Consider the following 23,007-nt stretch of genomic DNA (forward strand, 5'->3'; position numbering starts at 1 on the left):
TGCCGCTGCTCCCCGCACCCGCGGGGACGTTCCCCCCCGTCGACCAACTCAGCACACCGTCGATCACCTGTCGGTGGTCCCATCACGGACACCCAGCCGGTCAACACCCGGCAGCAGCGGCGCTGTCCGCTCCCACGCCACATCCGTCGACTCTCCACGACGTACGACGAGTTCATTGATCAGACAGGCTTTGGTCGGTGGTTGCGTAGGCGGCCATGAACATGTCCAGCAGTCCGTCGATCGCGGCCTCGTCAATGGGGCGGGTCGACAGCAGGCTGCGGTAGTAGAGAGTGCCGCACAGCACCTCGGCGGCGAATTCCAGGTTCGCTGCCGCGGTCAGCTCACCGGTGTGCTGGGCGCGGGTGATCCGATCGAGGGTGCTCTGCTCGACGGTGGCCAGGAATCGTTCGTGCAGGGTCGCCCGCAGCGCGGAATCAGCCTGCGCTTCCGCGATAACTGCGCGGTAGATGGGGCCGATCGGCGGGCTGGAGAGCGCGAAGCCGGAACGTAGGAACTGTTCGCGCAGATCCCTTCGGACGTCCCCGGTGTCGCGGTAGTCCAGGTCCCTGGTCCACACGCGACTGAGCGCGTCGAGCAGCAGCGCCGCCTTGGAGGGCCAGCGCCGGTAGATCGTGTGTTTTCCGACCCCGGCCCGCCGGCCGACCGCCTCGATGCTCAGGCCCGCATACCCGACCTCCGCAGCCAGGTCGAGGGTTACCCGCAGCAGCTCTTCGGTGCGCGCGGCACCTCGACGGCGTGGGGTAGCGGGCGTGTCGCTCATGTTCCCATCCTATCGGCACGTGGCGTGCCGTTGACAAGGCCGAGCACTGGGCGCAGCATTCGGTATCGATCGGCACGTTGCGTGCCGATGCTGGAGTGACGGCGTGTCGCCACAGACGCCCGAGATGCCGCCGGATCAGATCAACACCCGCCACATCGGATCAACGAAGGAAGATCTGCCATGACCAGCACCGACAGCAGCACACACCAGGGATTCACGGCCGAGGAACGGGCCGCGATGAAGGACCACGCCCAAGAGCTGAAGGCCGCGGCGCGCCGCGGCACGCGCGCGGACAAGGCGGCGGAGGCGGAGCGGGACGTGCTCGCGAAGATCGCCGAGATGCAGGACTCGGACCGGATCATGGCCGAACGCGTCCATGCCGTCATCACAGCCGGCGCCCCGGTCCTCGCGCCGAAGCTCTGGTACGGCATGCCCGCCTACGCGCTGGACGGCAAGGTCGTCTGCTTCTTCCAGAGCGCGGCGAAGTTCAAGGCGCGCTACGCGACGCTCGGGTTCAGCGACCAGGCGAAGTTGGACGAGGGCACGATGTGGGCGGCAGGTTTCGCCCTGACCGAGGTGACGCCCGAGGTGGAGGTGCGGATCAGTGCGCTCGTGAAGCAGGCGGTGAGCTGAGCCGCGCCCGGGGCCTGCGGCCTCTCGCGCGCTCGGCGGTCTGGCGCTACTGATACGGCATCTGCTGCGCCTCCTCACTGACGGCGTCGAAGCACGAGGCTGAGCACAGCAGGTGTCGAGTTCCGCCTACTGGCTCGGCCGTGTCCGGCAAGGAGCGCCGTCCGCCCGGAGCACGCCGAGCGGGATTCGGGCGGGATTTGTCGGACACGGCCTATCCCTTCGTTCCGGTCGGCAACACGGCACGGGCGATGCCGGTGAGGTTGCCCTGCAGGATGAGGATCTCGCTCCGGTTCGATCCGTCGAGGTCGGCCGCGTACACGTTCCCGGCGAGGTCGGTCACGTACATGCGGCCGTCGTCCGGATCGAGGGCGAGGCCGATGCCTTCCATGAGGTGGGTCAGCAGGATCTCGGGTGTCCGCTGCCCTTCCGGCGCGTCCAACGGCGAGCGGTTCACACTGTTGCCCCGCGGCGGGTCGCCGCGATCCGTCCAGTACAGCATGCGCCGCGTGAGGTCGAGCTCCAGGTCGATCGGCTCGGGCAGCCCCTCGAACAGCACCTCGATATCGCCGCGTTCGGCCGCAGCTTCCCCAGCGGGCAGGTCGATTCCGGCTCGCAGGATCTTCCCGAGTCCCGCGTCGCTCGGGCCCTTCTGTGTCCAGTAGAGGTGTCCGCCGACCGGGTCGACGGCGACTCCCACGCACCACTTGGTCTCCTCGCGGCGGTCGTCCTCTCCCTGTCCCGTCTGTACGAGGGTCTCGACGTTGTGGCCGTCGAGGTCGCAGCGCATCACGCGCATGCCTTCGCGATCACCCCAGTACAGCTTCCGGCCGGCCGCCTCGAAGTGGAGTTGCTTCGGCGTATGCGTGCCACCGCTCGGGACGATCGTCGTCCGGTTGCCTCCGTCCAGGTCCACGCGTTCGATCGAGCCGTCGTTCTCCGGCGGACGGCCCATGTTCGTCCAGTAGATGTGCCCGGCCTGGACATCGACGGCGACCCCGTCGGGGATCCTGCACCCGGTGACGATGACCTTCTTGTCGGAGCCGTCGGGGTTCGCGGAGAACAGGCGACCGCCGCTGCTGGCCTCGAGCACGAACAGTCTTTCCTGGGGCCGCGTCACGATTCCTCCTTCGCCTGGCGACCCACTGCGGCGCTCCGCGGGCCGGACGGGTCGTGCTCGGCCCGCACGGCCAGTAGGGCGGACAGCATCGCGTCGCGCCGGGCGGCCAGCTCATCGACCGAGTCGCCGTGCGCCTCCTGCAGGACGCCGGCCACGATCTGCTCCTTGAGCTCGGGCGTGAACTCGGGGGTGCCCAGGTCCTGCCAGGACGCCACCATCCGCGGCATCAGAGTGTCCATGAAGTGCTCAATGCCGCCCTCCCCTCCACCGAGATGCCACAGCAGATGGGGACCCATGACACCCCATCTGAGCCCCGGCCCCCAGGACACCGCGTCGTCGGAGTCCGCCACGTCGAGCACTCCCTCTTGGACCAGGTACACGACCTCTCGGTACAGCGCGGCCTGGATACGGTTGGCGACGTGCCCGGGAAGCTCCTTCTTGAGGTGAATCGGTTTCTTGCCGATCGCGGCGTAGAACGACATGACGTCCCGGATCGTCTCCGGGGCGGTCTTCGTCCCGCCCACGACCTCGACCAGCGGGACGACATGCGGCGGGTTGAAGGGGTGGCCGATGACGGTCCGTTCCGGACGTCGGCATTCGGCCTGGATGACGCTCATCGTGATGCCCGAGGAACTCGACGCGATGATCGCGTCCGGCGGCGTGGCGTCGTCGATGTCGGCGAACAGCTTGACCTTGAGTTCCGGACGCTCCGGCGCGTTCTCCTGTACGAAATCGGCGTCCGCGACGGCCTGCCGCATGTCCGAGGTGAATCTCAGGCGATCGGGCGACGCTTCGGGCGCGAGCCCGATCGAAGCCGCCGTGTCCCATGCCGCCTCCACATACGACCGCAGGGCCGTCTCCGCGGTGGGGGCGGGGTCCGTCGCCGTGACGTCGAAGCCTCGGACGAGGTAGTGCGTCGCCCAGCTCGCACCGATCGTGCCGGTGCCGACGATCGCTACACGGTGGACGGGCTTGTGTGCGCTCATGACTGGTTCACTGCTCCTGAAAGTCGGACACGGGCTGCGGGGGAAAGGCGGCTGAGATGGCCGGCATCAGCGGCCGCGCCGGATGGGGGCACGTTTGTCGGCGAACGCCCGTGCGCCTTCCTGCGCGTCCTGGCCCGCAGCCGGCCCGCTCGTGAGCTCGCCCTGGTGTCTGAACACGACGCTCTCCTTCAGGCCATGCATGTCGCGCAGGACCTCCTTGACGGCTGCCTTCGCCGGCGTTCAGCAGCTCACGCGTGGGCAGTGCGCGCGGCGACGTGGAGCGCAAGTAGGCGCGGCAGCCTGACCTGTTCGTCCTCTGCCGTCACGGGACCACGTATGACCTCGGCCCACGACCGCCGCGAGCTGCACCGCGCCCTCGTGGTCGACGGCGTTCTTCTGCGCCGGGCGGTTGATGGCGATGGTGACGTCGATGGTCGTCACGCTGCCGCAGCGCTCGTGGAGCACTACGCCTGACGCGTCGGGCGCAATGCTCATCGCGCCCCCTCCGCTTCCGCCGGGCCGGGAACCGCTCCCTCGGCGCGCAGCTCGGTGATCTCGACGGGGCTGAATCCCAGCTCGGCGAGGACCTCGTCGTTGTGCTCGCCCAGGTCCGGTGCCCGCTTCGCCGGGACCTTCGCGACGCCTCGCAGGTTGACCGGGCTGTTGATGGTGTACTCCAGCCCACTGACTCCTTCCAGCGGTACGACGATGTCGTTCGCGCGCAGCTGCGGATCCCGCGCGGTCTCCTCCGGTGTCTGAATGAGGCTGTAGGTGACGCGTTCCCGCGTCAGGGCGTCCTTCCAGTGGGCGAAGGGCCGCGAACGGAACTCGGCGTCGAGCAGCTCGGCCAGCGCGGTGGAGTTCTTGACGAAGCCATCGATGTCCGCGAAACGGGGATCCTCGAGCAGCTCCGGGTGCCCGATGGCCCGGGTCAGTCCCGGCCAGTGCGGGGCTGAGGTGACGAGCATGAACCATTCACCGTCGGCGGTCTGGTAAGGGTTGATCAGCGGGTTCGCCGGCTTCTTCCGGTCGTGCAACTCGAACGGCGTACCGTCGGCGAGCGCGCCGGCCACGAGCGTTCCCGTGGCCCAAACGCCCTCGGCGAGCAGTGACGTCCCGACGCTGGCTCCTTGTCCGGTCCGCTCGCGGCGGTAGAGGGCGGTCACGATCGCCGCGTAGATCCCGATCGCCGACATGTAGTCGCCGCTGCCCCAGACCGGGGCCGTCGGCGGGGCCCCCGCGTCCCGGGTGGAGGCCAGCAGCCCGCTGCGCGCCCAGTATGCGGTCAGGTCGAAGCCCGGCTGCCCGGCGTCGGGGCCGGCATCCCCGAAGCCCGTGATGTCGGCGTAGACGACCCGCGGGTTCCAGCCCGCGACCTCGTCGTAGCCGAGGTGCAGCTTCTCGCGGGTGCCGTGCGGGAAGTTGGTGATCACCACGTCGGCCCACTCGACGAGGCGTTTGAGGATCTTGGTGGCCGCCGGGGACTTCAGGTCGATGGCCATGCCGCGCTTGTTGCGGTTGGTGAGGTGCCAGCTGTAGTTGGCTTGTGCCCGGGGGCTGGGCGGCACGGAGCTCAGCTTTCGCTGGGGGTCGCCCTTTCCCGGTGGCTCGATCTTGATGACGTCCGCTCCGAAGTCGGAGAGCACAGTGGCTGCGGCCGGTCCCGCAATGAAGGTCGACGCGTCGAGGACCTTCAGACCGGTGAAGACGGATTCGGTGGTCATCGTCGTCACCTCACGAAGGCGCTCAGGCCGTCGGTGACGGCGCGTCCGACGATGAGGGTCTGGATCTCCCGCGTGCCCTCGTACGAGTAGATGGCCTCGGCGTCGGCGACGAAGCGGCCGACCTTGTAGTCGAGGAGAATGCCGTTGCCTGCCAGCAGTTCCCGCGCCCACCCCACGTTCTCGCGCATCCGCACGGTGCAGTAGGCCTTCGCCAGGGCGGACTGTTCGTCCCGGAACACCCCGGCGTCCTGCAACTGGGCCAGGCGCACCATCATCCCGCACGAGGCCGTGGCGTTGCCGAGCATCTTCACGAGCAGGTCCTGCACGAGCTGGAAGCCCCCGATCGGACGTCCGAACTGCTCGCGCTCCTTCGCGTACTGCAGGGCGATCTCGTAGGCGGCGAACATCACTCCCACCGACTGCCACGCCACCCCGCTGCGCGTCTGGCGCAGGATCTTGGCGGTGTCCTTGAACGAGTTCGCGTTCTGCAGCCGGTTGGCCTCCGGAACACGGCAGCCGTCGAGCACGATGTCGGCGTTCTGCACGATCCGCAGCGCCATCTTGTTCTCGATCTTCGTCGCGGTGAACCCGGGGGTGTCCTTCTCCACGACGAAGCCCAGCACATGACGGGTCTCGACATCGCGGGCCCAGACGACCACCAGGTCGGCGAACGTCGCGTTTCCGATCCATCGCTTCGCGCCGTCGAGGATCCATTCGTCGCCGTCACGGCGCGCGGTCGTCTGCAGGCCGCCGGCCACGTCGGAGCCGCCGTGCGGCTCGGTCAGCCCGAAGGCGCCGATCTTCTCGAAGCGGCTCATCTTCGGCAGCCACTGACGCTTCTGTTCGTCGGAGCCGCAGGTCAGGATGGTGCCCATGGCCAGACCCGTGTGCACGCCCGCGAACGTGGCCACGGACGCGTCGACATGCGCCAACTCCAGCGCGAGGAAGCCCGCGAAGAGGTTGCTCGGCTTGGATTCCGGCGAGTCCGGGTCGGCCCAGTCCATCAGACCGAGCCCCCCGAAGCCCTCGATCAGCTGGAAGGGGAACTCAGCCCGGGCCCAGTGGTCGTCGACGATCGGTGCGACCCGCTTGCGGAGGAACTCGCGCACGGACTCGAGCTTCTCCCGCTCCGTGTCCGACAGCAGGTCCTCGTAGGCGTAGAAGTCGGCGGGCAGCAGCCCCTCGTCCAGGTAGGGACCGGACGGTGTCGGCAAGGTCGTTGTGCCGCTCATTGCAATCTCCCTCAAGCGCTGTGGGACGTGGCCCGGAGATCCACGCCCGTCAGCGCTCTCCGCCCCTGGCGTATCGGTTCTCCGGCGCGATTAAACGCGGATCCCGGGCCGGTCCCCCGGACCCGCGCCGCGCAGGAGTGCCGTTGTCGCCGCGGACCACTCCAGTGGCCCGTCCCCGCCCGGTGCGGGAGGTCTACCGGGTACTGGAGGACATCCACACCCTGACCGGGCGCCGCATACGGGATCCAGCGCATCGAGTGCGCTGGGTCCTGGGCCACCCCTGGTCCACCCCACCGTCGTCGCGGCGGGTCGACGCAGGGCCGCTACAAGCGTCTGACCCGGGCAAGGGCGGAGATGGACGAACTCGCCGCTGCGGCGGCCGGCCGCCACTACAGACCCGCGGACGCCCGACGGCTTGAGGGGCCGCCGCATCGCCTCCGCGGACCGGATGATGGCCTCCAAGCCGCGCCCGCGTTGTCAGGGCTGGGACGGACCGAACGGCGCGATCTCGTCGGGGTCGGGCACGGACAGAAGATGCTCAGCGCCGCCTTCGAGCATCTGGGCTATGTCGGCCGAGCGCGGGAGCATCGACTTCTCGTAGCTGCGTACAGCGTCCTCGATGGTGGAGGAGTGGACGAGTGCGAGCGCGAGTTCGCTGGCGTCGAGCATGGCCAGGTTGACGCCGACGCCGAGCGGTGGCATGAGGTGTGCGGCGTCTCCCAGGAGTGTCACGCTGGGCGAGTGCTCCCATGTGTGCGGCACCGGCAGGGCGAACAGCGGACGATCGACGTAGGGGCCGTCGTTGTCGGTGATCATCCGGAGTGTCTGCGGTGACCAGGCCGCGTACTCGCTCAACAGGTGCGCGCGGATGCCCTCTGTGTCCTCGGGGCGAAGCCCGTTCGTGGTGATCCAGTCCACCGGGACACGCTGCATGATGTAGACGCGCATGTGACTACCGCTGTTGCGCTGTGCGAAGAGGCCGCGCTCGCCGTCGGCGACGTGAGCGCTGCCCTTGCCGACCAGTTCGGAAAGCTCGGGGTGTGCGGTCTCCATGTCGTCGAACCATGCCTCGAGGAAGCTGACCCCGGTGTAGCGCGGTGTCGCGGGCGACACGGCAGTGCGGACTCGGGAGGAAGCACCGTCCGCACCGATGACGAGATCCGCTTCAACGGCCGTCCCGTCGGCGAACGTCAGCGTTCGCGGCCCGTCGGCCGGTCCGCTCACTGATTCGAGAGTGCGTCCCCACTGAACCGTCCCGGCAGCGAGCGAGCCCAGCAGGAGATCGCGAAGCTGTCCGCGGTCGATCTCGGGGCTGACCGTTTCGCCCTCGCCCGGCAGATGGTGGGCAAGGACGCGCCCTGCAGGGTCCATGCGGCGCATTTCCTGGCTCTCGAGCCTGGCGAGCGCGAAGAACTCCTCCAGTAGGCCCGCTTCACGGAGCGCGAGCTGGCCGTCTTCCTTGTGCAGGTCGAGCGAGCCTCCCTGATTGCGGGAGCTCACCTCTGAGTCGCGGTCGTACACCGTCACCGGAATGCCGTGCTGCTGCAGGATGCGCGCGCAGGTGAGGCCTCCCGGGCCGGCACCGATGATGCTGATCCGCGCGTTTGCGGGCATCGGAGAGTCCACGGTGGATTCCTTTCGTCGGTGGGGTTCCGGTGACGCCACGGCGCGGCGATGACCGGTGCCGCGACCCCACCGGGATGCGGCAACCCCTACGGAGACCACGAAAGCAGAAACGAGTCCATAAGTGCAACCGTTTCAGTTTCGGCCTCATTCCAGTTATGGGGTACAGTGACGCCATGCCCGACTCTCCGACCGTTGGCCGTCGCGAACGCAAGAAGGCGGCGACGAGGCAGGCCATCGCCGACGCTGCGCTGGACCTCTTCCTGGAACACGGCTTCGAACAAGCGAGTGTCCGCGACATCGCCGAACGAGCCGACGTATCGACGACGACCCTCTTCGCGCACTTCCCGAGCAAGGAAGCACTGGTCTTCGACCGCGAGGAGCAAGTCGAGGCAGAACTGACCGCCGCCGTCCGTGAACGACCCAAGGACCAGAGCGTGGTCGAGGCGCTCCGCGCCCACGCGCTGAAGTCCTGGGTGCCGATCGCGTCGGATCCACGTCTGCATCAGCTCACCGCGCTGGTGGACCAAACGCCCGCGCTCCGCGAGTACGCGGAGCGTATGTGGATGCGGCACGCGGGCACCCTCAGCGCCGTCATCGCGGAGGAACTCGGCCGCGAAGCGGATGATCTCGCATGCTCAGCACTCGCACGGTTCGTCCTGGAAGTCCCGACCTTGGCCAAGGGCCGGCACGATCCACGCGCGACGGTGGAGACAGTGTTCGACCTGCTGATCCACGGTTGGCAGTCACAGCACGATTCCGGGGATGCAATCACAGGCTCTTGCGAGAGCTGACACATCGGGATGGGCGACCCTGAAAGCTCCTGGAACGGAGGGGTGAACCGCCGCTGCGAAGAAGGGCGGCGCAGCCCGATCGCGGTGACGGCGGTGGCGGTCCGTCAGGCGCGGTCCGGTGCCGGCTCCGGCTTCGGCTCGGCGAGAGGCGCTGCCGTGCGGCGGGGAAGCAGCAGCGGGGTGGCCAGCAGGAGCACGCCGGCCAGGCCGATGGCCGTACGCGGGCCGAGCAGGCCGCCCAGCACACCCCAGACGGCCGTCAGGAGCGCGGTCGAGGCCTTGGTCGTCACCGTCCAGGCGGACAGTGTGCGGGTGATCCGGTCGGTCGCGGTGCGCTCGAGGCGATAGGTGGCGTAGACGGGGTTGAAGACCCCGCAGCAGAAGATGAGCCCGAGTTCGACGCCCATCACGAGCAGCAGCCCTCCGGTACCCGGCCCCACGAAGGCCAGGCCGACGGGCCAGAGGGCACGCAGCGCCCCGGTCACGACCAGGACCTGGTGCTGCCCGAACCGGGTGACGAGCGGTAGGGCCAGCCGCGAGCCGAGCAGCCCGCCGATCGAGGGCGCGGCGAAGGCGAGGCCGTACTGCCACGGTGTGAACCCGAGTGGGCCGAGCATCAGGACGGCAAGCAGCGGCTGGGCGGCCATCACCAGGCCGTTGAACAAGGCGGTGTTGAAGAACAGCGGGCGCAGCGTCGCGTCGGCGAGGATGTACCGCCAGCCGGCGAGCAGGTCCCGGGCCCGCAGGTGCGCGGCCTCCCGGCGCTCGGGCCGCGGCTCGTGGCCGCCCGTCGCGCGGATGCCCAGGGCCGAGAGCAGATAGCTGACCGCGTCGGCCACCACCGTCGCCACCGGACCGAGGAGCGCGATCGCCGCGCCGCCCAGCGGCGGTCCGATGATCGTGGTCGTCCAGGCCGTGGACTCGAATCGGGCGTTGGCGACGAGCAGGTCCTCGGCCCGCAGCAGGGTCTTCAGGTACGCGCCGGAGGCGGCGCGGAAGGTGATGTCGGCCGCCGCGACGACGACCGAGACCAGCAGGAGCTGAAGGAAGGTGAGCACGCCGAGCGCGAACGCGGCGGGGATCGTCAGCAGCGCCGCGAACCGCACCAGGTCCATCGCGATCAGCACCGGCCGCTTGCGGCGGAACTCCACCCACGGGCCGAGCGGCACGGCCACGGCCGCGCCCACCGCAGCCCCTACGGAGGAGAGCGCGGCGACCTCGGCCGGTCCGGCGTGCAGCACCCGGATGGCGATCAGCGGGAACGCGCCGAAGGCGAGCCACGTACCGAGCGCGCTGGTCCCGTACGCGCCCCACAGCCACCCGAACCGCCACCCCAGCCGACGTCCGAGCAGATGTCCCAGCCGGTGCCCGCTCCTCATACCCGACGCCCCTCGCCCCTCACCCGCACAACCGATCCGCGTTCGGAAGCATCAAAGCGAGCGTCATACCCTGGGATCAAACAACCGTAGGGCCGTCGGTCACAACCATTGGTTGTGCTCGTAGGGTATCGGCATGGACCTCGATACCGTCCGGACCTTCGTCGTCGCCGCCGACGCAGGGCAGTTCCAGGAGGCCGCCGCCGAACTGGCGGTCACCCAGCAGGCTGTCTCCAAGCGCATCGCCGCGCTGGAGCGCAACCTCGGCGTGCGGCTGTTCACTCGCACCGCGCGCGGCGCCGAGCTCACCATCGACGGGCAGGCGTTCCTGCCCCACGCGCGCGAGCTGCTGCGCGTCGCGGAGCGCGCGGTCGCGTCCGTGCGCCCCGGCCGCCGTCCGCTGCGCGTCGACGTGATCGCCTCGCGCGGCGCGGCGGCGGGCCTGATGCGCGGCTTCTACCGTGCGCATCCCGAGATCGACCTCGACGTGGTGATGCTGTTCGACATCGAGACGGCCGTCGCCGCCATCCGTTCCGGTGCAATCGACGCGTCCTTCCGTGCCGTCGCCGCGCCCGGCCGGCCCCTTCCCGAGGACATCGAGTCCGTCCGGGTGCTCGACGAGCCGCTCCAGCTCCTCACCGGCCCCGCGCACGCGCTGGCGGGCGCCCGGTCGGTGACTGTCGCTCAGCTCGCCGGGCACCGGATCTGGATGCCCGGCATCGTCCCCGGTACCGAGTGGGCCGCCTACTACGACGACCTCGTCGCCGAGTTCGGCCTCACCATCGAGGCGACGGGCCCCAACTTCGGTTCCGACGCGCTCCTCGACACCGTCGCCGACACCCCGGCCCTGGCCACCTTCATGGGCGGGCACACCCGCCTCGTCTGGCCCTCCGGCCACGGCCTGCGCCGCATCCCGGTGACCGACCCGACGCCTGTCTACCCGCACTCGCTCCTCTGGCACCGCGACAACCCCCACCCGGCACTGGCCACCCTCCGCGCCCACCTCGCCGCCACAGCGGCCGACCACGACGCCACGGGGACCTGGGCGCCGGACTGGGTGATTCCGCGCTGAACGAACGCCGCGTCCGCGAACATCGTTGCCGGATCGACGGACGGCGGCTCGCGGGCCGTCGCGCCCATCGGCACACTCCTGCTCTCCCCCTCCGTATGCCTCATGTGCCTTCCCGGTGATCAAGGCCACTTCGTCGAGAAGGGGACCGGGTGAGGCAAGGGGTGGTCCGGGCCGTTCTCAAGAATCCCCACTATCGGCTGGACTCGGCCCTGTCCGGCGGATGGTCGACTCCTCCCACGCCCGAACCCCAAGAGAGGCGGGCCCCAGACGGGCCCGCCGCCGGTCGATCGGGGCCAGGGCGGCTTGAGACATCACCTGGTCTTCGCCGACCACGGCTACGACCACGACGTCTTCCGAGACCAGGTCCCTGCCTCATCACTACTCACCGACAACTCGGGGAGGCGAGTTGGCAGCCAGGGGCGGGTCGGAGCTTGCCCTGGTGGCCCGTTGTCTGCGGCAACGCGAACCGGCTCCGCTTGGCAGCTTGGCTTCGGCGCCACTCATCGATCTTCCGGGCATGATCTGGCCATGGAATTTGGCCTCACTCAGGTCGAGCGGCATGCTGGTCCGACACGCCGGGTTCGACGCGCGGGCCTGGCGACGGGGTGGGAAGGATCGCGTTGATCGTCTGGGTGAACGGTGCGTTCGGCAGCGGTAAGACCACGTTGGTGGACGAGTTGCGTCCTCGTTGGCCCGAGGCACTGGTCTATGACCCGGAGATGGTCGGTTTCATACTGCGGGAGATCGTGGAGGTGCCGACTGGCGACTTCCAGGATCTTCGGCTGTGGCGGCGGCAGGTTGCCGACCTGGCGGTAGGGCTGATCGAGGAGTACCGCCGCCCGGTCCTGGTCCCCATGACCGTGGTCGACCCCGGCTATGTCGGCGAGATTTTCGGCGTGTTGAAGAACACAGGCATCGACCTTCACCACTTCTTCCTCAAGGTCTCTCGAGAGGTCTTGGAGAAGCGGATCGACGGACGGATCTTCTTCCCTGATGATCCCGAGCGGGAGGAGCAGGTCCGACGCTGGGCCAAGGACAAGATCGAACCGTGCATGGCCGCGGTCGACACCCTGCCCGGCGACACGGTGTTCCTGGACGGAGAGCTGACACCGCCGGAGTTGGCCGACCAGGTGTTGGCCCGTATCGGGGTGGGTTCGGACAGGTAGGGCACCCGGGCGTCGTGAAAGGCGCCCGGGGTACAGCCAGTCCAGCGGGTAGACAACTTCCGGAGCGAACGCCTGGATCAGGTCGAGCCCTGCGTACAGCCCGATTCGTGTGCCCCTATCTCCTTTCGCGGGTCACAGGGGCGCACTGAACAGGGCCGGAAGGTCTCCAGGATCACGCCTCGGCCGTACCGGTGTTCACTCGGCCGTACCGCTGTTCAGGGGATGCGGATGCGTCCCGGCCTGCAGGCCGTCCATGAGGAGCGTCGCTAATCAGCTAAGCGATCCCGTGTCAGACGTGGTGTCTGGCGACGGGATTGCCCACCGTTGAGGGGTGGCGTGGGCGTGCAGGTGGAAGCCCGCGCCCAGTGCTGCTCCTCGCGGCCTGTGTCGGCTCGCGGTGGGTGTGCTGATCGTTGTCACGCCCTGGTGCCGGTGGGCTGCGCGGGGCAGCCGGGTCCGGTCCGTGTGAGTGTGTCCCTCCGGACGCTTGCCTGCCGGACCTGTGGGTCTGGTGGGGGAGGGTGTCCGGCGTCGCCTGGGCGTCGGACGTGTGGTTCGAGGCCGGGTGGGGCCGGTCTTGGACCGGTCGTTCCGGCTGGTCTTGTCGGCAGTCGCTGTGATGACTGCGCGGGTTTCGAGCTTGTCCACCACCGTGCGGATCACCATCGCGCCGCTGGCGCGGTCAGTGACGGTCTTGGTCTGGTGGGTGAGGCCGCGTGCGGCGATACGCCGCCAGGCGCCTTGGTCGCGGTCGCCCTGCCACCGGCAGCTGGGGCAGAGGGCCCATTTCCATCCGGGTGCGGTGGGCCGGTCGGGGGCTTTGCGGTGCCGCAGCGGGGTGAGGCACTGGGGGCAGTGCTTGGAGGTGTTGCGCGCCGGGACGGTGACGACAGCGATCCCCGCTTCGGCGGCGAGGTGGCGCATGTGGTCCACGATCTGTCCGCGCACCTGCTGGGAGAGGCGGGTGTTCACGGTGCGGCCCATGCCTCTGGCTTCCATCGACCGCAGGTCTTCGACGTGGATCACCGTGGCCGAGGCGGTGATGGCCTGATCCACTGTCCAGCGTGCGGCAGCCCACGCGAGGGCGTCGTTGAGGTGCGAACGCCGGTCGCAGACGTGCCGGATCTCATCGGACAGGACCGTGTGCTTGGCGGTCAGCGAATGCTGCTTGTCCCCGCCCGTGAGGCTGGTAGCGGTCGGTCTTGGCGTGCAGGTGCTCGGACAGCCGCCGGAGCCGGTGCTGTTTGGCGAGGACCCCGGCGGCCCGGAACTGTCCGCCGGAGCCGAGGGCGGTGATCTGGCCGTCGTCGTGCAGGCGTGCGGCTCCGGCGGACAGCAGGGTGTTCAGGCCCCAGTCCACGCCCAGCGCGATCGTGTGACCGGTGCGGGAAGTCTTGGGAACGGCGTGGGTGTAGGCGAGATCCGCCCGGACCCGGTCCCGGTGGATACGCAGGGTGGGCAGGTGCAGCACCGCACCGGCCGGGATCGTCGGCGGCAGCGAGATGGGGCAGGCAACCCAGGTCCAGTCTTTGTACGAGGCCGGATCGGGGCGGGTGGGGAGCTGGAGCCTCAGCAGGGCGCGGCCGGGTTCGTCGGCACGTTCGATGGTGGCCTGCTGCCCGTCGCACGCCGAGAGCAGCAGCATGCGTGCGGTGCGAGGCGCGGGTTCCAGTTCGAACACATCGACCGGCATCCGGCCGTTCTTGGCGTTGAAGGAAGCCGTCTGCCGGGTGCGGGACTTGATCACGCTGGACGGCAGGAACTGGCCGCCGGGCACCGCCTCGCGCACCGCGTCCCACTCGTCCGCCGTGCGCCTGGCCGGATCACCCGGCCACGTCGTGAGGACACCGGCCGTCAGGTCGGCGCGCCACTTCGCCGACCGCAGAGCACGCCCGGCCTGCTCCTGCGCCATGCGGACGATCCGATCGTTGACCTTGACACCCTCGGGCGGCGCGACGGTCCAGCCGAGGCGGCGCAGCGCCATCCACGCGTTCGACGGCAGTTTCCTGCCCCCGGCGTCCTCGCCGGCTGCCAGAGTGTCCACGTCGGCGGTGTTCCAGCGCTCGACGGTCAGCGCACTGACCATGCCCGACACCAGGCTCACGCACCAGACCACGCGCTCCGCCAGCGCAGCAGCGGACAGAAGTTCGCCGGTCCTCTCATCCACGCCCGTGCGTAACAAGCCACGCGCGCACGCGGTGCGGGAGGTCTCGCCCTCGGCGAGCGGCAGCTTCCGACTCACCCGGCATCACCGCCGCCCGCGCACTGGCCGCTCTCCGCCAGCAACCGCTTCCGCGCCTGCGCACTGCGCATCCCGTACAGCCGCCCCGCGAACGTGGTGACCAACGAGACAAAGTCCTCGAGGAGTTCATCCCGCCCGCCGGACTTCTTCGGGTGCAGCACTTCGAGCGTGACGCCGTGCACGGCGAACAGCTGCTTGAGCCACCCCACACCGAACCGCGCGAGACGATCCTCATGCGTCACCCGCACCACGCTCACCGAGCCGTCGGACACCATCGCCAGCACCCGGTTCAGGCCGGGCCGGTTCTCCCGCAGACCAGAGCCACGGTCCTTGACGACCTTCACGACCTCGCCCGTGGACGTGGCCCGCAACTCCTCCTCCTGCGCGGCCAGCGAGGACTCCTGCCCGGACGAACCCGAGACACGCACATACAAAATCTCCCGCCTCGGACGGGAGATTGAAGAGGCGCTACCACGCTTCATGTTCTCCACATCGACCGAGGAGAACCGGCGCTCACGGCCGACCCACATGAACGGGATCTTGCCATCGACAGCCCACTGGCGAAGCGTCATCGGGTGAATCCCCAGACGCTTCGCAGCCTTGGACATACGCAGCAACTCCATATGCCCAACCATACATACACAACACTAGGGATAACTAATGAAGTTGGTGAGCCTGATCTGTCGGTCGGCCTGGCCTTTCCAGTCTCCGGCCACGTCCAGGCGTAGAAGCCCACTCATGGCCAGCACCACATCGGCTGTCTCGAGGTCGGACCGAATCGTTCCAGCGGCGACGCCCGCGGCGACAAGGGTGTCGATCGTGTCGAAGACCTGCGCGTACGACTCTGACGCCCATGCTCCGCTGGAAGGCCCCACGCTCCGCAACGCTTCGGACATGTGCTGCTTCGCGACCAGCAGACTGGCCAATCGGGCCATCCACTCGCACAGTGCCTGGTTCGGCGGCAGCGTCCTGAGGAGATCGTCGGCGGTGGAGCACAGCTGCTCCACCTCGTGCTGGTAGGTGGCCAGGACGAGGGCCTCCCGCGTCGGAAAGTGCCGGTAGAGAGTACCGATGCCCACCGCGGCAGCTCTGGCGATGCTGTCCAGCGGTGCGTCCTTACTCGTCGTTGTGGCCGAAGGCGTAGGCGTCGGCCGTGTCGATGAGTGTGACACCCCAGGTCCAGGGCGCGACGGATGGTGTCGATCGCGTCGTCCCAACTGGTCGGGCCGTACCCCTCGCTCATTCCCATGCATCCGAGCCCCTGGGACGACGTGGTGAGGCCACCGAGTGAAGTCTTGATCACGGACTGTCTCCGTTCGATGAGGTGTTGGTGGGCCGGGCCATCAGCGGCCGTCGGGACGAGGCGCAACTCGCGACGAAGACGGGTATCGACCGCATGGGCAGCGACACTTGGGTGCTGCGCGGGGAGGCGAACTACATCAAGGGCGCGTGTGACGCCTCCCTCATGCGTCTGTGTGTCGACCACATCGATCTCTACTACCTGCACCGGCCGCCGCAGACAGCTGAGATCGAGGAGTCCGTCGGGGCCATGGCGGAGCTGGTGAAGGCGGGAAAGATCCGGCACATCGGCCTTTCCGAGGTCGATGCCGCACTCCTGCGGCGTGCCCACGCCGTTCATCCGATCGCTGCGGTGCAGAGCGATTACTCGATCTGGTCCCGCGATCCCGAGACGGCGGTCGCGGACTGTCTGCGTGAGCTGGGCGTGGCCCTGGTCGCGTACTCGCCACTCGGCCGGGGCTTCCTGACGGGCACGGTCGATGTGACATCCCTGCCGCCCGGCGATGCCCGCAATCGGCTTCCCCGCTTCCGGACGACGGCCAACCAGGTCATCGCGGACGCCGTCCGCGCGCTGGCGGAGGAGAAGGATGTGGCTCCGGCCCAGCTGGCGCTCGCCTGGGTGCAGGCGCGCAGTGAGCACCTCGGCATTCCCGTGGTGCCCATCCCGGGAACCAAGCGCGTGAAATGGCTGGAGCAGAACGTGGCCGCCGCTGACATCGAGCTGACGGCCGGCGAGGTCGCAGCGCTCGGCGGGCTGGCCGCGCAGGCGGTGGGCGGGCGTTACTGAGCGATGCGGGGAGGCCGTGGCGCTCCGGCGTGGCACAACGGCCCCCGCACCGGCCCACCGTGGGGGAGGCATGGCGATCACGTAGTACGGTCACGCACGACGGCGGACGCTGGAAGGGGGGCCACGTGAACCAGACGTCGGACGAAGCCGCGTGCGTCGAGGACGCGGCGCTCACCCGTGCCGCGCAGGCGGGTGAGGTCACCGCCCTCGGCCTACTGCTGGAACGGCACCGGGCAGGTATGCGCGCGGTGGCGCTGAGCATTCTGGGGCCGGGGCCCGATGTCGACGACGTGGTCCAGGACGCGGCTGTGACGGCGCTCCGTCGCGTGGGCGACGTCCGCGACCCGGCGGCCGTGGGCGCATGGCTGCGGATGATCGTGCGCAACGCCAGCCGTTCCCTGTTGCGGTCCTCCGTTCCCGCCCAGCCGATCGACGATCTGCACCTGCCCGCCACGGACGCCGGTCCGGAGCGGTGGCTGGAGCAGCACGCGATGCGGGACTGGAAACACCGCGCAGCGCCTCCGGGCCAGCCGTGCCGAGGCACACGAGACACTGGCCGCCGCCGAGAGCGGACGATTCGGCGCGCTGATGACGGAGCGCTGGTCGCCCGAGATCGCCCTGCTCAGGGGGAACGACCCCGTGGGTGACAGGAGCGTCCTCGCGCGCGGCATGGACGGTGACCTCGAGGCCGGTGTACGGCAGCGCCTGGTCCATGCCGTGGCCGGCCGGTCCCTTGCCGTCTGGGAGATGGACCTCCTCAGCCCCGCCGACAACCCCGACCACTGCCCGCCCTCGGTGGCCTGGCTGATGACCCTCGACGACGCCGGTCGTCCGCACCGGCTCCGTCTCCTGCATCCTCGGCCGGTGCAGGCCCTCCAGTCACTCACTCCGATGTGACGGGCGTCACGCGGTCCGGGTCGAACTTCGTCCTCTCTCCAGCGTCATGCCGGTGTCATCGACACCTGCCGGATACGGAGACCCCATGACCACCTCTGCGACCGAACCTCTGGCCGCCGGAACGCACACCGTCGAGATCGACGGAGTCGTGCAGCGCTATCACGTCCACGGCACGGGTCCGGTGTGCGTCGCGCACTCCGGTGGACCTGGCATCGTCTGGGAGTACCTGCGCATGCCCGCGCTGGAGCGGCATCTGACGATCGTCTACCCGGAGCCGATCGGCACCGGCGGCTCCGGCATCCTGCCCTCCCACCCTCACGGCTACTCCCGGGCCCGGTACAGCCGGTTCCTCGGGGCGCTGGTCGAACACCTCGGCGTCCCCGAGGTGTTCCTGCTGGGCCACTCGCACGGCGGCTTCGTCGCCCAGTACCACGCCCTGCACCACCCCGAGCGCATCGCCGGGGTGATCCTCTACGAGAGCGCGCCGCTGACCGGTTCCGAACACGGCGCCGAGGCCATGCGCCTGGTGCAGTCGTTCGCCACGCTCCACGCCGACCACCCCGAACTCCCCGAGGTCCTGGCCGCGTTCCAGGCGATCCCCACCATCTCCGACGACGCACAGATGACAGCCGTCGCCAGGGGGCTGCTTCCCGCGTACTTCGCCGACTACTGGGGGCGCGAGGAGGAGTTCGCTTCCATGCGTGCCTCGGTGCGGGCCGCGCACATCTCCGGGCTGGACGAGAACCTCTCCCCGCACGTCATCGACGACCGTGCGGACCTCGGCTCACTCACCGTACCGACCCTCGTCGTCGTCGGCCGCCACGACGTCATCTGCGGGGTGCGATGGGCCGAGGAACTGCACCTGCTGATCCCCGGATCGGAGCTGCTGATCCTGGAGAACAGCGGGCACTTCGGTCACCTCGAGGAGCCGGAGGCCTTCTCGCAGGCGGTGACGCGTTTCGTGACGTCCGTGAACTCCCCTGACGTCAAGTCATTTGAGCGAAGTCGTGCTCGACACGGGCGCGGCGCTGTTTGTGGAACTTGTTGTGTGCCTGGCTCCGTTCAGGTAGTCCTTCTCCCTTGCGGCGCCGGTGGGCATCAGGAGGCCGGTGCCCGGGTAGCCGCCGTCGGCGATCGTAGTGGTGTCGCCGACGGCGGCCTTGGCCCCAGACTCCTCCCAGGCCTTGCAGTCGACACGGTTACCTGTCATTCTCCTGCGACCGTCGCGTTGCGTGTCGCCGCGCGCACCGGGCACGAGCGGCGTCGTGGGCGCTGCGCAAAAGCCGCACGGCCGTGTCCGTCGTCCTCTCACCAGGATTGATGACAGAGATCCAGCCGAGTGCCCCATAGACCGGGTGCGGCATCACGGTGTCGGCCGCCGCGTAGTCGCGGGGTCGGGTGAGGCTGCGCGGCTCCTCCCCAGTGAGCTCTCGGAACGTCGCACGGTCGACGTGGATGTTCAGGCGCCGGCGGCCCGGAGAGTCAAGGTCGGAAGCGGCGTCGTCAGGGTAGTTCTTGGTGACGATGGTCCCGTAGGGCTGGACGTTCTGAGGCACCCGACCGTCGGGGGCGTAGTAGAAGAACGCGTCTCCCCACACGAGCTCGGGGAAGTCGCCGCCCCGCTCCGGGACAACCACGAGCGCGCCGACGAAGCCTCGCACGGTCGCGATGATCTGTTCCATACTCATGGTTCAAGCATCACCTTCAAGTGCTTATGTGGGGTTGGCCGATGGGCGAGCTGGTGAGCGGTTCACGACGGGTACCGCTCCGAACCGTCGATGTCGCCGGAGAGTCGGGGTACTCGGTGCAACAGGTTCGCGACCTGGAGCGTCTGGGAGTCATTCCCCCAGCCGCTCGATCGAGCAACGGATACCGTTCCTACACTGCGCTGCACGTGCATGCCCTACGCGCCTATCGAGGGCTCGCAGGTGCTGTTGGACCTGTCGCAGCCCGGCACATGCTCGCGGACCTGCGATCGGAGACGCTCGCGGAGGCGGCCTCGGCGATCAACGCGGTCCATGTTCGGCTCGCGCGGGAACGAGAGGAGGCTCTTCGCGCTCAACAAGCGTTGCGGGCGATCCAAGCCGAAGCGCACACAACCGAGTTCGAGCAGGAGAGTGACGCCATGACGATCACACAGCTCGCTGGAGCGCTCAATGTACGACCCTCCACTCTGCGGTTCTGGGAGCAGGAAGGGCTTGTCACGCCCGAGCGAGTGACGTCACTGCAAGCACGCCGCTACGGTCTCTCAGCCATCAGAGCGGCCCGAATCGTCGCGGCCCTGCGCGCCACCGGTTACAGCATTCCCGCAGTGCGCGAGGTCATGGGCTCCCTGCACCAACTCGACAGCCTGGGCAAAACCCAACGCATCCTGCAACAACGCCTTGACCAGATCGCCACACGGACCGTGGCCCTACTCCGAGCGGGTGCAGACCTGGCAGTCGTCGTTGGCGACCACGGCTCGTAGGCGCTGGTGGTCAGCGTGGCCACTTCCCCAGATAATGGAGCGGCGGATCATGCTGCCTTGCCCTGGGTGGCTGGCGTAGTCGGTAAGGCGAACAGGTGCCGGACCCCGTGCGGGTGGGTGTAGGTCGCGCGCCGCCGGGACTGGGTCGCGGTCGGAATCCTTGCCCATGCCGCCGCGCGCGGCCCACTGCCGGCCAGGATGCGACTGAAGGTTGAGCGGGCCGAACTCGTCCACGGCAGACGAGAAGGCCCCGCCGGTGTGGTCCCGGCGGGGCAGTTGTGGGCAAAGTGTCGATTTGGTCGGCAAGGTGTCGGCAGTTCATGCGGGCTGCATGTATCGCCTGGTCGTGCCGAGAAACCGGCAGATGCCGTGCGAGGCAGAGTCGCTCGTCGCCGGGAACGCGGGCACGTCTCCCCAGCGATCATCGTCCCGAGCCTGCCCGAGCAGGGTGCGGGCCGGCTCGTCACCTCATCCCGTCAGCAGGCGGGCCCAACAACACCGGCACCTCCCGCGGCCCGTTCGAAATGAACGACTCCGTCGGACGCAGCGCACCCGGCTCCACCGCCAGCCGCATCCCGGGAAAGCGGGCGAACAACGCCTGAAGGGCAATCTCGGCCTCCAGCCGCGCCAACGGCGCGCCCAGGCAGTAGTGCACCCCATGACCGAACGACAAATGCTCCCGCCGCGTCGCCCGCGTCACATCGAACCGCTCCGCATCCTCCCCGTGGACCCCCGGATCCCGCCCCGCCGCCGCGAACCCGATCACCAGCGCATCCCCGCGCGGGATCACCGTCTCCCCCACCCGCACATCCTCCACCGCATACCGCAAGATCGCATTCGCCCCCGGCGCCTCCACCCGCAACGCCTCCTCCACCACGTCCCCCCACGACGCCCGCCCCGACCGCACCAACTCCAACTGCCCCGGCTCCCGCAGCAACAACACCACCGCGTTCGCCAGCAGATTCACCGTCGGCTCACACCCCGCGCTCAACAACATGATCAGGTTGTCCACCAGCTCCTTCTCGCTCAACCCCCCACCCCCCGCAGCCTCCGGGCCACCCACGCCCGTACCCCCAGCACCGTCTGCGAGGTCTGTGAGGTCTGTGAGGTCCGAAAGGGCGGCCGGATCCGCGGGATCCGCTCCGCTCCCCGCAGCGATCAGCGCACTCGTCAGGTCCTCACCTGGACAACGCCGCTTGAACGCCACCAACTCCCCCATCGTCCGGTACAGCGCCGCGTAGTTACGCCGCGCATCCTCCAACGACACCCCCGTGGCGAAAAACCCCTCAATGATCTCCCGCAACGCCCCCCGGAATTCCTCCGGAATCCCGAACAACTCCAGCATCACCCGGCTCGGCAACGGCTGCGCATACAACGCCCGCACATCCACCACGCCGCCCCGAGCCTCCCGCGCCGCCGCCTCCATCCCTTCCAGCAGCCCTGCCGCGATCTCCCCCACTCGCGGACCCAACAACCCCACCCGCCGCGCCGTGAAAGCCGACCCCATCAACCCCCGCAGCCGGCGGTGCTCCGCCCCGTACGACGTCACCAGATTCTGCACCGACACCCACACCGCCAAGGGCCACTCGGCCCCCACCTCACCCCGCTGCCACGCCGGCCAATGCCGATAGGCATCCTTCGAGACCCGCCCATCCGTCAACAACCCACGGATCACCGCCGGATCCGTCACCGCCCACGCTCCCACCCCACCCGGCAACACCACCCGCGCCGCCTCACCCTGCCCCCGCAACAACGCGCCCTCCCCCTGCACGTCCCGCCCCAACCCGTCCATCACATACGGACACCCACCCCGCCCAGCACGCAGATCCGGGACGCCCTGCGCATCCGGCACATCGTGCTGGTCCGGCCCGTTCGGCACGGTACGCAGGTCCGCCACGCCCCCGCCGCCGCCCCGCAACTCCCGCTGCTCCTGGTGCTCCTGTCGGCCCCGCTCATCCCGCCGACCCTGCTGCTCCTGCTGACGCGCCACCGGACACCTCCACGACTTAGACCGCGAAAACTACCGACATGCACCACAAACACACCCGGGCCTACGCCCGCACCACCACCGGGACGCCCACCAGGAACACAACCCCACACACGCGCCAGGCCGCGCCCCGCAAAACCAACCGAGAAACCCGCCACCAGCCACGGACCCCCGACACCTGATCCCCCGCGGCCCACCGGAACCCAACCCCTGGGCACACGCCCGGGACCCGGCGGTGCACACCCGGACCTCAACACCAGCAGAACGCCCAGCCCCACACCGGCACACCCGGGCACGCACCCTGGGTGTCGGTCACAGGCCGTGTATATCCGGGTGCCGGCCCGGGCCATGCGCATCCCGGAAGCCATCCCCGGCAACACCGATACCCGCCAGAGAACCACTCGCAAAACAAAACCGCTCGGCCGGTTTCACTATAGCCTCACCCGAGACCCACACAAGAGACCCCAGCACACCCCCACAACCACCCGACCCCGAGCCTCGCACACCACCCCCAACCCCCGGAAGACACCCACAGAACGGAATCAAAACCCCCGCTTGTCCAGCGAAGATCCCCACAGCGGAACAGTGAATATGCACCCCGCACACCCCCGCCGAACTCCCCGCCCCAACCCCCGGCCCGCCCCCGCGAAATTCCCCGCCCGCCCTTGAAAAGAAAACCGGTAGGTTCGTATCTTATGACCCTGCACGGTCCATCCCGGCACCTCCCACAGCACCACGGAGACCCACATGACCCTGCTCACCGTCCACCAGGACAACCACCCCCCCCCCGCCACCACAGCAACGACCACGGCAACGGGAACGGC

20 protein-coding genes and 5 pseudogenes are annotated in these 23,007 nt (G+C 68.9%); 9 read left to right on the forward strand and 16 right to left on the reverse strand.

The features are described 5' to 3' along the window. Nucleotides 1–49: 49 nt before the first annotated feature. Nucleotides 50–180, reverse strand: a pseudogene (locus OG798_RS56385) (transposase); the annotation flags it as partial. Then, nucleotides 173–781 carry a TetR/AcrR family transcriptional regulator gene (locus tag OG798_RS03245; protein WP_121417928.1) on the reverse strand — a complete coding sequence of 203 codons (609 nt, stop codon included), beginning with the start codon at nucleotides 779–781 and terminating at the stop codon, nucleotides 173–175. The gene OG798_RS03245 and the pseudogene OG798_RS56385, both read right to left, overlap by 8 nt. Nucleotides 782–961: 180 nt before the next feature. Between OG798_RS03245 and OG798_RS03250 the strand changes: the two genes are divergently transcribed. Continuing rightward, nucleotides 962–1,414, forward strand: coding sequence for an iron chaperone (locus OG798_RS03250; protein WP_097227171.1), 453 nt, complete (start codon nucleotides 962–964; stop codon nucleotides 1,412–1,414). A 211-nt stretch (nucleotides 1,415–1,625) separates the two neighbouring features. Here the strand turns inward: OG798_RS03250 and OG798_RS03255 are convergent, their stop codons facing one another. Beyond that, the gene (locus OG798_RS03255) at nucleotides 1,626–2,531 is read right to left on the reverse strand and encodes a YncE family protein (protein WP_328756195.1); all 906 of its coding nucleotides are present in this window, start codon (nucleotides 2,529–2,531) and stop codon (nucleotides 1,626–1,628) included. Beyond that, a complete protein-coding gene (locus OG798_RS03260) occupies nucleotides 2,528–3,517 on the reverse strand; it encodes a 3-hydroxyacyl-CoA dehydrogenase NAD-binding domain-containing protein (RefSeq protein ID WP_328756196.1) in 990 nt (329 codons plus the stop codon). The genes OG798_RS03255 and OG798_RS03260 overlap by 4 nt, the downstream gene beginning before the upstream one ends. 336 nt (nucleotides 3,518–3,853) lie before the next feature. On the opposite strand from OG798_RS03260, the gene OG798_RS03265 reads away from it, so the two are divergent. Beyond that, nucleotides 3,854–3,991 (forward strand): hypothetical protein, encoded by a 138-nt coding sequence (locus tag OG798_RS03265; protein ID WP_183127619.1) that lies wholly within the window; start codon nucleotides 3,854–3,856, stop codon nucleotides 3,989–3,991. Between the two features lie 17 nt (nucleotides 3,992–4,008). Here OG798_RS03265 and OG798_RS03270 read toward each other — a convergent pair whose 3' ends face one another. The 3 genes from OG798_RS03270 to OG798_RS03280 form a co-directional block, all read right to left on the reverse strand. Next, complete coding sequence (locus tag OG798_RS03270; protein WP_121418701.1) at nucleotides 4,009–5,241, reverse strand: CaiB/BaiF CoA transferase family protein; 1,233 nt, start codon at nucleotides 5,239–5,241, stop codon at nucleotides 4,009–4,011. Nucleotides 5,242–5,246: 5 nt separating this feature from the next. Next, on the reverse strand, nucleotides 5,247–6,473 hold the full coding sequence (locus tag OG798_RS03275; RefSeq protein WP_095857145.1) for an acyl-CoA dehydrogenase family protein: 1,227 nt from the start codon (nucleotides 6,471–6,473) through the stop codon (nucleotides 5,247–5,249). 477 nt (nucleotides 6,474–6,950) lie between these two features. Continuing rightward, nucleotides 6,951–8,099: an FAD-dependent oxidoreductase gene (locus OG798_RS03280; protein WP_097227167.1), complete on the reverse strand. Its 1,149-nt coding sequence runs from the start codon at nucleotides 8,097–8,099 to the stop codon at nucleotides 6,951–6,953. A gap of 173 nt (nucleotides 8,100–8,272) precedes the next feature. Between OG798_RS03280 and OG798_RS03285 the strand changes: the two genes are divergently transcribed. Further along, complete coding sequence (locus OG798_RS03285) at nucleotides 8,273–8,890, forward strand: TetR/AcrR family transcriptional regulator (protein ID WP_328756198.1); 618 nt, start codon at nucleotides 8,273–8,275, stop codon at nucleotides 8,888–8,890. A 104-nt stretch (nucleotides 8,891–8,994) separates the two neighbouring features. On the opposite strand, the gene OG798_RS03290 is transcribed toward OG798_RS03285, so the two are convergent. Continuing rightward, nucleotides 8,995–10,269, reverse strand: coding sequence for an MFS transporter (locus OG798_RS03290; RefSeq protein WP_267060321.1), 1,275 nt, complete (start codon nucleotides 10,267–10,269; stop codon nucleotides 8,995–8,997). 133 nt (nucleotides 10,270–10,402) lie between these two features. Between OG798_RS03290 and OG798_RS03295 the strand changes: the two genes are divergently transcribed. After that, nucleotides 10,403–11,338: a LysR family transcriptional regulator gene (locus OG798_RS03295; protein ID WP_095857142.1), complete on the forward strand. Its 936-nt coding sequence runs from the start codon at nucleotides 10,403–10,405 to the stop codon at nucleotides 11,336–11,338. A 620-nt stretch (nucleotides 11,339–11,958) separates the two neighbouring features. Continuing rightward, entirely contained in the window at nucleotides 11,959–12,504 is a 546-nt protein-coding gene (locus tag OG798_RS03300) for an AAA family ATPase (protein WP_328756199.1), read from the forward strand. A 270-nt stretch (nucleotides 12,505–12,774) separates the two neighbouring features. On the opposite strand, the gene OG798_RS03305 is transcribed toward OG798_RS03300, so the two are convergent. The 4 genes from OG798_RS03305 to OG798_RS03320 form a co-directional block, all read right to left on the reverse strand. Next, on the reverse strand, nucleotides 12,775–13,560 hold the full coding sequence (locus OG798_RS03305) for a zinc ribbon domain-containing protein (RefSeq protein WP_328756200.1): 786 nt from the start codon (nucleotides 13,558–13,560) through the stop codon (nucleotides 12,775–12,777). Nucleotides 13,561–13,630: 70 nt separating this feature from the next. Then, entirely contained in the window at nucleotides 13,631–14,671 is a 1,041-nt protein-coding gene (locus OG798_RS03310) for a hypothetical protein (protein WP_328756201.1), read from the reverse strand. A gap of 71 nt (nucleotides 14,672–14,742) precedes the next feature. Further along, entirely contained in the window at nucleotides 14,743–15,369 is a 627-nt protein-coding gene (locus OG798_RS03315; RefSeq protein ID WP_267059632.1) for an IS607 family transposase, read from the reverse strand. A 24-nt stretch (nucleotides 15,370–15,393) separates the two neighbouring features. Next, nucleotides 15,394–15,999: a TetR/AcrR family transcriptional regulator gene (locus tag OG798_RS03320; protein ID WP_443053701.1), complete on the reverse strand. Its 606-nt coding sequence runs from the start codon at nucleotides 15,997–15,999 to the stop codon at nucleotides 15,394–15,396. Between the two features lie 77 nt (nucleotides 16,000–16,076). Between OG798_RS03320 and OG798_RS03330 the strand changes: the two genes are divergently transcribed. The 3 genes and pseudogenes from OG798_RS03330 to OG798_RS03340 form a co-directional block, all read left to right on the forward strand. Further along, nucleotides 16,077–16,832, forward strand: a complete 756-nt coding sequence (locus OG798_RS03330) for an aldo/keto reductase (protein WP_328756204.1) — start codon at nucleotides 16,077–16,079, stop codon at nucleotides 16,830–16,832. A 125-nt stretch (nucleotides 16,833–16,957) separates the two neighbouring features. Then, a pseudogene (locus OG798_RS03335) lies at nucleotides 16,958–17,729 on the forward strand (RNA polymerase sigma factor). A gap of 85 nt (nucleotides 17,730–17,814) precedes the next feature. Continuing rightward, nucleotides 17,815–18,708 (forward strand): annotated as a pseudogene (locus OG798_RS03340) (alpha/beta fold hydrolase); the annotation flags it as partial. 13 nt (nucleotides 18,709–18,721) lie between these two features. Here the strand turns inward: OG798_RS03340 and OG798_RS03345 are convergent. Beyond that, nucleotides 18,722–18,945: pseudogene (locus tag OG798_RS03345) on the reverse strand (transposase); the annotation flags it as partial. Further along, nucleotides 18,929–19,411 carry a DUF6194 family protein gene (locus tag OG798_RS03350; protein WP_328759974.1) on the reverse strand — a complete coding sequence of 161 codons (483 nt, stop codon included), beginning with the start codon at nucleotides 19,409–19,411 and terminating at the stop codon, nucleotides 18,929–18,931. The gene OG798_RS03350 and the pseudogene OG798_RS03345, both read right to left, overlap by 17 nt. 47 nt (nucleotides 19,412–19,458) lie before the next feature. On the opposite strand from OG798_RS03350, the gene OG798_RS03355 reads away from it, so the two are divergent. Then, nucleotides 19,459–20,196 (forward strand): MerR family transcriptional regulator, encoded by a 738-nt coding sequence (locus tag OG798_RS03355; RefSeq protein ID WP_121417911.1) that lies wholly within the window; start codon nucleotides 19,459–19,461, stop codon nucleotides 20,194–20,196. 86 nt (nucleotides 20,197–20,282) lie between these two features. Here the strand turns inward: OG798_RS03355 and OG798_RS56390 are convergent. Beyond that, nucleotides 20,283–20,430, reverse strand: a pseudogene (locus OG798_RS56390) (IS630 family transposase); the annotation flags it as partial. 229 nt (nucleotides 20,431–20,659) lie between these two features. Beyond that, complete coding sequence (locus OG798_RS03365; protein WP_121418700.1) at nucleotides 20,660–21,988, reverse strand: cytochrome P450 family protein; 1,329 nt, start codon at nucleotides 21,986–21,988, stop codon at nucleotides 20,660–20,662. Nucleotides 21,989–23,007: the final 1,019 nt, after the last annotated feature.

Origin of the sequence: Streptomyces sp. NBC_00271, assembly GCF_036178845.1 — a bacterium.
Classification (GTDB): Bacteria; Actinomycetota; Actinomycetes; order Streptomycetales; family Streptomycetaceae; genus Streptomyces.